The following is a 7,238-nucleotide window of genomic DNA, read 5'->3' on the forward strand; positions in this document are numbered from 1 at the left end:
GAGGCCGGTGACCTGCCCGGTTGTGCGGAAGACCCCCGCCGGGGGTGGATGATCCCGGTGGACGCCCTGCTGGCCGCCGGCTTCCGCCTCAACGCCCCCTCACCCGCGGAGGACCCCGCCGCCGAGGCCCCGGCCGGCCCCGCCGCTCCCTCCGACGGTGGCGGCCCGGATGCGGCCGCCCTGCGGGCCGAGCTGGAGCGGATCCGGGCGGAGCACGCCCTGGCCCTGGCCCACGCCGAGTACGGGCAGAAGCTGGCCGAGGCCGAGGCCGAGCACCTGCGGGTGCAGCTGGCGGAGCGGGGCGAGCGGATCGCCGACTTGCAGCGGGCGGTGGCCGCCCTGACCCCGGCCCCGGAACGGGCCGCACTCACCCCCCGGCCGCAGGGGCCGGCCGTCCCCGGCCAGACCCAGGCCGAACCGGTCCCGGAGCACTCCGAGCCGCGCAAACGGCGGTGGGGCTGGCGGTCCTGACCCGGTAGACAACGGCGGGCGGCACCCAGGGCCAGGTGCCGCCCGCCGCCATGTGCCGGATCAGGACTGGGAGCCATCCCAGGCAGCGTCCAGCGCGGTCTCCAGAGCGTTCGGCCGGTAGCCGGCCTCCAGCAAGACAGCCGCCGCCTTACGGATGTCACTCGCTGCGGACTGCTTCACGCCGAGCGCTTCCATCACGGTGCTGAGCGGGACCGCATCAATCTGCCTCTCCGCCGTCTGCGGGGTGACCCCGGCGACCAGCAGCATGCGGGCAACGAGCCGCTCGGAGCGCTCACGCGTACTCAGCCGGGCGTAGTCCTCGGCCTGCTGGGCCCGCGCCTCGATCATGGATGCCTCGTACCGGGCCGCAGCCGCCGCCCGCTCCGACTCCGCGCGCTCCGACTCCGCAGCCGCCTTGTCGGCATCGGCCCGCTTGGCCGCCGCGCGCTCCCGAGCGGCGGACGCGGTCTGGCGCTCCACCTCCGCCGTCGCGCGGGCGGCCTCCGCGCACTGCTTCTCCGCCTCCGCGTCGGCGCGCTCCGCCGCCGCGATGTCCTCGGCCGCCTTCCGGCGCGCGGCCGCCGCCCGCTCCGACTCCAGCGCCTCTGCCTCCGCCTCGGCCAGCCGCTCCGCCGCCGTACGCCGGTGCTCCGCCACCGCCTTCGCGGCCGCCGCCGCCGCCTCCGCCTCCGCGCGGGCCGCCTCCGCCTCCGCCGCCGCCCTGCCCGTCCGCGTCGCCCTCTCGTGCTCGGCCACCGTGATGTCGGCATCGTCATCCAGCGCGGCCAGCCGGTCCGCCTTCTTCTGCAAGCGGACCCGCTCCGCCTCCGCACGCTTGCGCTCCGCCTCGGCGCGCTTCCGCTCCTCCGCCTCGGCCCTCCACTTCGCCGGGAGCGCCAACGCCTGCTCCACGGTGTAGCCGCGGGGCGCCATCGTCATCGGGAGCAGCTGTACCTCCGACGCCTGCGACAGGTCCCCGTCCAGCTCCTGGGTCAGCCACACCCGGTAGCCCTCCAGCGCCTGCTCCCGCTCGACCATCTCCGGGTAGCTGCGCACCACGGCGAGCCGCATCCGCCGGTACAGGCGGGCCGTGCGGACCGGGGAGAGCACCCACCGGTGCAGCGGGACCCGGTCGCTGGCCGTGCCGTCCTCCAGCTGCGCGGCGTGCACGATCAGCCGGCGGGCACCTTCCACTCCGACGACGAACAGGACCGGCATCAGGGCGTGCCACAGCATGCGGACCGGGCCGGCCACCACCGTGTCCTCGGCTGCGGTCTTCAGGACGGTGCCTGCGGACGCGTTGATGATCACGGTGGCCGCGGTCATGGCGTGGGCGCCGAATCGCAGCAGCGGCCAGGGGATACGGCGGCCCGTCAGGTACAGGTCCAGGGCCAGGAACCCGATGATGGCGCCGTCGATGCCGACCGGGATCCAGGGGGCCAGCCACGGGGCGAACCCGGCCGCTTCGGCCATCGCGGCCAGCGTCGAGTACGACGCGGCGAACCCGATGATCGTGACCGGGATCATGCCCGCCAAGGCGGCCACCGCGAGCAGCCGCGCGATCCTGCGGGGCACGGCGGATCCGGCCTGGGGGGTGGCCACCGTGGCTGGGTCCACGGAAGCGGTGGCCCCGGCCGTGGACACCCCCTGACCGGGCACCCCCGGCCGACCCTGGCCGCCCAGACGGGGCGCAGCCGGAGTGCCCTCCGGCCGGACCGGAGCGGGCGGCCGTGGCCCCGGAGCGGCCCCGGCCGTGGCCGGAGCGGCTGGGGCCACGGCCTCCCCCTGGCCGGTCGTCTGGCCGTGCGTCAGCGTCGTTTCCATCCCGGCATCCTCCCCCGCCGGGTGCGGAGCCGGAGCACCGGCCCGCCCAACCGGAGCGGTGTCCGGTACAACCGGAGCGAGCGGGACGGGCGGCCGGGTCAGGTCGTGCAGCGTGTGGTGCGTGGTCACCGATACCTCCGAAGCAAGGTCATGGGCGGCGGGCCGGGAGGGAACTCCCGGCCCGCCGGATGGAGCCGGCCGCGGTGGCTCGCCCGTACAGGGGTGCGCTTCCGCGGCCGGTGCCGGTCGGTCAGTTGCCGGACAGGTGGGCCGCGATGTTCGCGGCGAGGGCGGCGGCCGCCTCCGACGCGGAACGGGCGGCTTCGGCGGCCGCCTCGGCGGCGATCCGGGCGGCCTCGGCCTGAGTGGCGGCCTGCGCCGCCGCAGCCTGCATCTCGGCGCTCACTGGGCACCCCCCACCACGAGGGCCAGCAGACGAGTGGTCCAGCCGCCGCACTTGCGGCAGGTGTACTGCCGCGCCTTGGTGTCCAGCTTCATCTGGCGCCCGTGGCAGACCGGCGCCGTGTGGCGGCTCATCGGGTCCACCACTTCCGGGCGCCGGAGACGTCCTGGTCGGTGCTGCCCGTGCCGGCGGTCGGCTTGTCGGTCGTCGTCTCGGTCCACCCGCCGGTCTGGGCGGAGTAGGTCCGGCCGTGCTGCTGGCGGTCGGCGTCGCTCAGGCCTTCGGCCAGCTCGCTCTGGGAGATCGTCTTGCGGAATGCCATGATGTGGCTCCGTCTCTCGTGAGGGATGGAAGCCCCGGGGCGGCCGCCCAACTGCCAAGAAAGTCGGCCGCCTCGGGGTGTCTTGTTTGTGGTGCTCCCGACCCCTCTCGGGGGTCGGCGTCTGGGGTGTCAGGGAAGGGCGTCAGGCCCCCTGTCAGGCCCCGTAAGGCGGCCGATAGAACCGCAGGTCACGGGGCCGATAGGCCGGTCTAACGGGCCCCCTGGGCCTGCCCCTGGGAGAGGGCCGGGGAAGGGGCGGAATCGGGGTCCAGCAACCCCCCGGGAATCAGCCGCAGGACGGCCGGTGCGGGGGTGCCGACGGGCACCTCGGCGGGCCTCTCCCCGACCACCTGAGCGGGCACCCGGGCGGGGGCCGCGGCGGCCGCTGCGGGGGTCTCCCCCGGGGCCGTGACGGGGGCCTGGGAGCGGGCCGCGAGCAGGGCCGCCGGGGACATCCCCAGGGCCGCCGTCGCCGCGTCGATTCGCAGCCCCACCCGGGTCACCGGCTTGCCGCCGATCCGGTAGCCGACCTTGTCGGCCACGGGGAGGCCGGCGCGTTCCACCCAGGTCCGGAACTCCCCCTGCTCCATGCCCTCGGCCAGCAGCCCGGCCTTGATGGCGGAGGTCAGCACCACGTCCAGGTGCAGCCCCACCCGCCCGGCCGCCTCGGCCTCGGCCAGCGCCCCGACCACGTGCAGCAGCAGGGCCGTACCCCGGTCCGGCGCCGCTTCCCCGGCTTCGGCGTCCTCGGCCTCGGGCTGCTGCGCCTCGGCGTCCGGCTCCTGGTCGTCGTCCTCGGCCTCGGCCGGGGCGGGAGCGAGCATCCACGCCGCCACCGCCCACCCCAGGCCACCGGCCGTGGCCAGGACGCCCTGGTACGGGCCGAGCTGCTGCACGTACGGCCACAGCAGGGTTCCGGCGGTGCCGGCCGCGCCGGAGGCCAGCAGGCCCCCAAACGCGGCCAGCCCCAGGGATTCGAGCACCGGGCGGCGGACCGGCTTGACCGGACGCGCCGTCACCTCCGCCTCGGCGTCGTCGTCCTGCTCCTGGTCGTCGTCGCCGTCCTCGGCGTCGTCGTCCTGGTCGGCCTTGGCCGCCTTGCGCGCCTTGGCCCTCGCTTTGGCCGCCTTCGCTCGGGCCGCCTTGTCGGCCTTGGCCTGCACGGCCGCAGTGGCGTCAGCATCGACGCTCGCCACGTCCCAGGCCCACCCGAGCACCCGCCCGCCGCACCGGCAGACCATGCCCGCCAGCACGACCGACCCGGACCACAGGGCGGTGAACGCGGTCCCCGGCCGGACGATCTCCCTGACCTGCGCCCCGGTACTCACATCGCGCCCAGGATGTGCGCGAACTTCAAGACCAGGCCCACGCCGATCGCCCAGATTCCGCCGGCCTGCCCGTAGATGACCCCGGCCGAGATGCCCAGCAGCGCGGGCCACAACGTCTTCTTCCACTTCGGGAAGAACGTCAGGATCGACAGGGCCAGGGCGACGCCGCCAAGGCCGATGCTCCCCAGGCCAGAGCCCTGGATCACGGACGTGGGCACCTCCGAGATGCCCCTGACCACGTCGCCCCACAGCTCACCGGCCGCCACGGCCAGCGTGCCAAAAGCGATGCCCCACCCGCCCGCCTTGTCGCGGTCGAGCTTCATCCGGTCCGAGCCCCGCACGCCCAAAAACAGCAGCAGCCCGCTCGCCAGGGCCAGACCGGAGATCCCGACCGACCCGAACACGGGCCCGGCGGCCAGGACCACGTCCGTGGCAATGATCTGAGTCGTGGTCATCACAGCAGGGCTCCCGGGGCGTAGAGAAGAGAGGAAAGGGTGACGGTGGCGAGCGGGATCCGGGCGGCCCACCGCAGCGGGGGCGTCCAGCGGGAGGCGTGCCGCTCCAGGTAGAGCCAGCACACGGAGCCGACCGCCCCGGCCACGGCGAGCGGCGCCAACAGGGCCGACCACGGCGCCGACCACGCCATGAACTCCGTGATCATGGGGCCGGTCCCCTGGCCCCAGAACGCGGCGCCGAGCGCAGCGGCCGGGCGGGCCGCCAGCCCCAGCAGGCCGGGGAGGCCCCGCAGCAGTCCGCCGGCCTTCCACGCCGCGTACGCGGCGGAGCACGTGAGCGTGAACGTGGCGACCAGCACCAGCGACAGATTGATGTCCGCCATCACCGTGGCCCCGGCCATCGAGTCACCGGACACCCCCCAGAGCAGGCAGTGCCCGACCGCGGCCGCGCCGCCGTTGTAGGCCAGCCACCGCCAGCGGGACTCCTGGACCGCCACCTGCACCGCGGCCGCGCCGCCCTTGGTGCGCTTCTTCTTCCGCTGCTTCGAGCGGACGGCCTTCCCGGCCGGAGCAGCACCACCACCGCGGAGCCACCCCCACCGGGAGGGCTGCGCCACCGCGGCCGGAGCCGGGGCCGCGCTGTTGCTCTGCTTCTGCCTGCGCTTCTTCGAGCGGGCGGCCTTGCTGGCCGCAGTCGTGGCGCTCACTTCGACGCCCCGTTCTGCGGCCGCCGGCCGAACAGCCGGACGTACAGCGCCCGCCGCTCCGACTGACGCAAGCCCCCACGGACGCCGAGGATCTTCGACGGGGTGGAGGACTGTTCCAGGTCACGGGCCAGGCACCAGGACTGCACCGGGCACCTGGCGCACACCGCCAGCGCCTCCCGCTCCGCCGCCGACGCCTCCCGCTCCACCGGGGTCAACTCCCACGGCTCCGGGAAGAACAGCTCCGGGTCGACGGCCGTGCAGGCCGGACCGCCCGACGGCTCCCGGCGCACCGCCGGAGCGGGGGCCAGGTCCGCGTGCTCCCACAGCCGGTCGAGCCAGTCCGCCGGACGGACCCCGGGCAGCGGGGGCACCCCGCGCACCGGGCTCACAGCTCTACTCCGAGCGCCCGCAGGCTCGCACGCACCCGCAGCTCATCCCCACCCAGACCCAACGCCTCCGGCGCCGCCTGGGCCGGCACGGTCAGCGCCGTGGTGCAGAACGCGGACGGCATAACCGTCCGCGTCCGCACCACGGCGCGGCACGCACCGTGCTGCACCCGCCACCTGCGTAATACCTCTGTCACCATCACCACGTCGGCGTCCTCTCAAAGCGGACCACCCGACAGCGACCGCGGGGCTGCAACCCCTCGGCCGCCGCCCGGCCGGTGCTTACGACACCGGCCGGGCACCTGCGTTTTTGCAGGGCGGGGCTCCCGGATACGGTGGAGCAGTACCGGTACACATATGGTGACCAACACCTAGCGCGAGTGTCAACAGTACCGGTACTGTTCATTCATGAAGTTCAGTACCGGTACTCAGATGCCGGAGAGGAGAGCAGTGTGGCGCGATACGAGGAAGTAGCCGATGACCTGCGGCAACGGATCCATAGCGGTGAGTACGCCGTCGGGGGAACGCTTCCTCGATACGAGGAGCTGACGGCCACGTATGGCGTAGGGCGGGGCGTCGTGTCAGCGGCCCTGGCCCTGCTGGAGCGTGAGGGCCTCGTACGGCCCATCAAGCGGAAGGGCATCGTGGTGCTGGACTGGCGAATCGAGCGCCGCCGGATCGCGCGGGGCCAACTGGTCACCCGCGACCCGCGCCGCAGCTACGTCTTCCCGGCGGCCTCTCGCCCAGATGAGCCGTGGGAGGCTCACGGTCGGCCCTACCGCGAGTACGCCCCGGCCCCGGCCCGCGTTGCGGAGCTGCTGGGCATCGAGGCTGGCATCGCTACCTTGCGGCGGCGGCGCGTCATGTCACCGGCGGGGGAGCCGCCGTTCCAGCTGGTCGACACATGGCTGAGCGCGACGGCTGTCCGAGATGCGCCGCAAATCGCCGAAGCATCCACCGGACCCGGCGGATATCTCGACCGCATCGAAGAGGCCGGACACGGCCCGCTTTCTTGGACCGAGTACGCCCGCGCTCGCATGCCTATCCGCGAGGAAGCGCAGCTGCTCGAAATCTCCGAAGAAATGCCGGTTCTTGAAACCGTCATTGTCGGAAAATCCGCACGTGACGGAAGCATTCTCGAAGTCACGGTGCGAGTAATTCCGGCTGACCGTGTCGAGCTCGTGACTCAGCTGCGCCGCGATAAAAGCGCAAGCTGGCCTGTAGAGCCCATTTCGCCGGAGTAATACATGCCCTTATCGGCCCGTTCGCGGGCCGGTAGGGGAGCATGGCCCCACAACGCAACGAGCCCCGCCATCGGCGGGGCTCGACGGTCCGACCGGGC

10 protein-coding genes and 1 pseudogene are annotated in these 7,238 nt (G+C 73.9%); 2 read left to right on the forward strand and 9 right to left on the reverse strand.

The window, feature by feature from the left end; all coding sequences use genetic code 11:
- Window positions 1-471, forward strand: a pseudogene (locus tag IE244_RS41270) (hypothetical protein); the annotation flags it as partial.
- A gap of 60 nt (window positions 472-531) precedes the next feature.
- Here IE244_RS41270 and IE244_RS42940 read toward each other — a convergent pair.
- The 9 genes from IE244_RS42940 to IE244_RS42950 form a co-directional block, all read right to left on the reverse strand.
- Window positions 532-2,073 carry a DUF2637 domain-containing protein gene (locus IE244_RS42940; protein WP_191878724.1) on the reverse strand — a complete coding sequence of 514 codons (1,542 nt, stop codon included), beginning with the start codon at window positions 2,071-2,073 and terminating at the stop codon, window positions 532-534.
- Between the two features lie 472 nt (window positions 2,074-2,545).
- Entirely contained in the window at window positions 2,546-2,701 is a 156-nt protein-coding gene (locus IE244_RS41280) for a hypothetical protein (RefSeq protein WP_191878725.1), read from the reverse strand.
- The gene (locus IE244_RS42945) at window positions 2,698-2,832 is read right to left on the reverse strand and encodes a hypothetical protein (RefSeq protein ID WP_268252940.1); all 135 of its coding nucleotides are present in this window, start codon (window positions 2,830-2,832) and stop codon (window positions 2,698-2,700) included. The genes IE244_RS41280 and IE244_RS42945 overlap by 4 nt, the downstream gene beginning before the upstream one ends.
- Window positions 2,829-3,020, reverse strand: a complete 192-nt coding sequence (locus tag IE244_RS41285) for a hypothetical protein (protein WP_191878726.1) — start codon at window positions 3,018-3,020, stop codon at window positions 2,829-2,831. The genes IE244_RS42945 and IE244_RS41285 overlap by 4 nt, the downstream gene beginning before the upstream one ends.
- 209 nt (window positions 3,021-3,229) lie before the next feature.
- Complete coding sequence (locus IE244_RS41290) at window positions 3,230-4,348, reverse strand: hypothetical protein (protein ID WP_191878727.1); 1,119 nt, start codon at window positions 4,346-4,348, stop codon at window positions 3,230-3,232.
- On the reverse strand, window positions 4,345-4,803 hold the full coding sequence (locus IE244_RS41295; RefSeq protein ID WP_191878728.1) for a hypothetical protein: 459 nt from the start codon (window positions 4,801-4,803) through the stop codon (window positions 4,345-4,347). The genes IE244_RS41290 and IE244_RS41295 overlap by 4 nt, the downstream gene beginning before the upstream one ends.
- Window positions 4,803-5,510, reverse strand: a complete 708-nt coding sequence (locus tag IE244_RS41300) for a hypothetical protein (RefSeq protein WP_191878729.1) — start codon at window positions 5,508-5,510, stop codon at window positions 4,803-4,805. Before IE244_RS41300 ends, IE244_RS41295 begins: the two co-directional genes overlap by 1 nt.
- Complete coding sequence (locus IE244_RS41305; RefSeq protein ID WP_229854902.1) at window positions 5,507-5,899, reverse strand: WhiB family transcriptional regulator; 393 nt, start codon at window positions 5,897-5,899, stop codon at window positions 5,507-5,509. Before IE244_RS41305 ends, IE244_RS41300 begins: the two co-directional genes overlap by 4 nt.
- Complete coding sequence (locus tag IE244_RS42950) at window positions 5,896-6,021, reverse strand: hypothetical protein (RefSeq protein ID WP_268252941.1); 126 nt, start codon at window positions 6,019-6,021, stop codon at window positions 5,896-5,898. The genes IE244_RS41305 and IE244_RS42950 overlap by 4 nt, the downstream gene beginning before the upstream one ends.
- 327 nt (window positions 6,022-6,348) lie before the next feature.
- On the opposite strand from IE244_RS42950, the gene IE244_RS41310 reads away from it, so the two are divergent.
- Window positions 6,349-7,140, forward strand: a complete 792-nt coding sequence (locus IE244_RS41310; protein WP_191878730.1) for a GntR family transcriptional regulator — start codon at window positions 6,349-6,351, stop codon at window positions 7,138-7,140.
- Window positions 7,141-7,238 lie beyond the last annotated feature (98 nt).

The sequence above is a fragment of the Streptomyces filipinensis genome (assembly GCF_014649495.1).
Classification (GTDB): domain Bacteria; phylum Actinomycetota; class Actinomycetes; order Streptomycetales; family Streptomycetaceae; genus Streptomyces; species Streptomyces filipinensis.

What these genes read in the sequence shown, in the direction of transcription:
- IE244_RS41295 (WP_191878728.1), bottom strand. Translation starts at nt 4,803, where the DNA reads ATGACCACGACTCAGATCATTGCCACGGACGTGGTCCTGGCCGCCGGG.
- IE244_RS42945 (WP_268252940.1), bottom strand. Translation starts at nt 2,832, where the DNA reads ATGAGCCGCCACACGGCGCCGGTCTGCCACGGGCGCCAGATGAAGCTG.
- IE244_RS42950 (WP_268252941.1), bottom strand. Translation starts at nt 6,021, where the DNA reads ATGCCGTCCGCGTTCTGCACCACGGCGCTGACCGTGCCGGCCCAGGCG.
- IE244_RS41285 (WP_191878726.1), bottom strand. Translation starts at nt 3,020, where the DNA reads ATGGCATTCCGCAAGACGATCTCCCAGAGCGAGCTGGCCGAAGGCCTG.